The organism is Sulfitobacter sp. HI0129, assembly GCF_001635395.1.
In the GTDB taxonomy this organism is placed as follows: Bacteria; Pseudomonadota; Alphaproteobacteria; order Rhodobacterales; family Rhodobacteraceae; genus Sulfitobacter.
In genome coordinates this window covers 1-1,734 of record NZ_LWGH01000241.1, presented here as the reverse complement: position 1 = coordinate 1,734, position 1,734 = coordinate 1, and the positions used below count along the sequence as shown (strand labels likewise).

2 protein-coding genes and 1 pseudogene are annotated in these 1,734 nt (G+C 63.4%); 2 read left to right on the top strand and 1 reads right to left on the bottom strand.

The genetic code is table 11. From position 1 onward, the window contains the following. Nucleotides 1-396, top strand: a pseudogene (locus A3764_RS04180) (methyltransferase); the annotation flags it as partial. A gap of 112 nt (nt 397-508) precedes the next feature. Beyond that, nucleotides 509-673, top strand: coding sequence for a YdcH family protein (locus A3764_RS23905; RefSeq protein ID WP_082850963.1), 165 nt, complete (start codon nt 509-511; stop codon nt 671-673). 115 nt (nt 674-788) lie between these two features. On the opposite strand, the gene gcvA is transcribed toward A3764_RS23905, so the two are convergent. Next, nucleotides 789-1,667, bottom strand: coding sequence for a transcriptional regulator GcvA (gcvA, locus tag A3764_RS04175; RefSeq protein ID WP_067951233.1), 879 nt, complete (start codon nt 1,665-1,667; stop codon nt 789-791). Nucleotides 1,668-1,734 lie beyond the last annotated feature (67 nt).

Here is a 1,734-nt window from a genome sequence, read left to right as displayed (position 1 = left end):
CCCTATTTCGACCGCGCGGCTTCGCGCCCTTCGGCGAATCCGACCCGAGAAGCCGCCCATGGCGAGGGGGCGCCGCTGGCGAAATGGGTGCGCACGGCGGCCAAGCGGCTGCTTCCAAAGGGGCAGGCGCATTTCATTCATCGTGCAGAACGCCTGCCGGAACTGCTGGCCGCATTACCCCGTGATTTGGGCAGCGTTCAGGTGCTTCCGCTGGCGGCGCGGACGGGCCGGGACCCGGACCGCGTGATCCTGCGGGCGCGCAAGAACGGACGGGGTGCCTTTCGCCTGCACGCGCCCCTGATCCTGCATGAAGGTGCGCGGCATGAAGCCGACGGGGACAGTTACACGGCAACGATCCGCGCAGTGCTGCGCAAGGGCGCTCCGCTGCTTTTCTAGGCGTATGTTAGGGCTATCTTAATCAGCAGGGGCGCTATGCTGCGGGGCGGCGTGACTCGCACCGCAGTTTGTGTTCCACTCGAACTCTGCAACCCGAAAAATGGAGGATTACATGGCTTTTGATGCGCATCTGGAGACGCTGAAGCGTAAACATCAGGCGATGAGCGAGGCTGTCGAACAAGCCCAACGCGCACCCGGTGTCGATGATCTGGAAGTTGCAACAATGAAGAAACAGAAGCTGCGCCTCAAAGAAGAAATCACGCGCCTGTCGAACTGACCCGTTAAAAGTATCAGTAAACTCGGTCGGCGTGTGCCAAGGCGACGGCGCCGCCGGCCAACTGGAAAGGACGTTCCGCGTGAACACGGCCCAAGTGGGCATCGCAATTCCAGCTTCAAGCCATTCCTTTTTCAATCAATTCGAAACCAGCGGCGATCGGCGCCGTCTTTTCGATCTCATTCAATATCCATTTACGAAACGCAGCGATCTGCGGCCGGTCCTGCACCGCCTCGGGGCAGAGGAAGGTGAAGCGGGCCTGCGTCTTCAGGGCCATGGGCCAGGGTGCCACAAGCCTCCCTTCGGCCAGATCCTTGATGATCAGCGCCCGTCGCCCCAGAACCACACCGACATCGGCAAGGGCTGCGTCGACCGCATGGTCCCCTTGGGAAAACCGCGGCCCGTGCGGCTCCACCGGGGGCAGACCCATGGCTGTGAACCATTCCGGCCAGTCCGCGGTTTCCCCCAGCGCCTTGAGTGATTCATCGACAATCAGCACCGCACCCCGCAGGCTTTCAGGCGTCGGATAGCGTTTGGCCAGCGCCGGGGTCATCGCGGGCACGACCCATTCCTCCGCCAGGGGGAGGGCGAAAAGGCCGGGGTAAGGCCCCGTTCCAAAGCGGATAGCGACGTCGATCTCGTCCCGGTCGAAATCCATGATCCGCAGGGAGGCGGAGAACCGCAGCTCGATCTCCGGATGGTTCTGCGCGAAATCGAAAAGCCGCGGCGCAAGCCATTTCGCCGTGAAGGCGGGACCGGCTGTCACCACCAGCGTGCTGTCATCCTGCAACCGCCGGGTGGCGCGCCATGCTTCCGACAGGATGCGAAAACCGTCCTCTGTCCCCGGTGCCAGCGTCCGCCCCGCGTCCGTCAGGGCCACGGCGCGGTTGAGCCTGCGAAACAGGGGCGCGCCCAGATGCTCTTCGAGCGACTTGATCTGAAAGCTGAGCGCGGCGGGCGTCACGTTCAGCTCATCCGCCGCCTTGGCAAAGGACATATGGCGCGCCGCCGCGTCGAAGGCGCAGATCAAGTCGCTCGAAGAGCATCTGGGCGCGCCCCTGTTT

What these genes read in the sequence shown, in the direction of transcription:
- gcvA (WP_067951233.1), bottom strand. Translation starts at nt 1,667, where the DNA reads ATGTCCTTTGCCAAGGCGGCGGATGAGCTGAACGTGACGCCCGCCGCG.
- A3764_RS23905 (WP_082850963.1), top strand. Translation starts at nt 509, where the DNA reads ATGGCTTTTGATGCGCATCTGGAGACGCTGAAGCGTAAACATCAGGCG.